Origin of the sequence: Kocuria sp. ZOR0020 (genome assembly GCF_000800955.1) — a bacterium.
Lineage (GTDB): Bacteria > Actinomycetota > Actinomycetes > Actinomycetales > Micrococcaceae > Kocuria > Kocuria subflava.
The window spans coordinates 1-230 of record NZ_JROX01000446.1 but is presented as its reverse complement, the minus strand read 5'-3'; the positions used below and the strand labels follow the sequence as shown (position 1 = coordinate 230).

Annotated in this window: 1 protein-coding gene; it reads left to right on the top strand. The window is 33.5% G+C overall.

Going from position 1 to position 230, the window contains the following annotated elements; genetic code table 11:
• On the top strand, positions 1 to 194 hold a 194-nt coding region (locus L979_RS16550; protein ID WP_047692915.1), incomplete at its 5' end, for a hypothetical protein.
• Between the last annotated feature and the right edge of the window lie 36 nt (positions 195 to 230).

Here is a 230-nt window from a genome sequence, read left to right as displayed (position 1 = left end):
TTAACGGTTATGAAGTTATTGAACCTAAATTTAAGTTTTATAACTTTTCTGATAGTAGCGGAGGAACTGCATTATATTATGCTGGACAGTCTAAACAATTAACAAAATTCGAGCAAGATGCTCTTGAAGTTAAAGAGGGGAGCGAGGAATATAAAGCTTTGTTAGCTTTAGGTTTCGTTGAAGAAGAAGTATGATAACATCTTTTGAATCACTAGCTGAAAGACGATTGA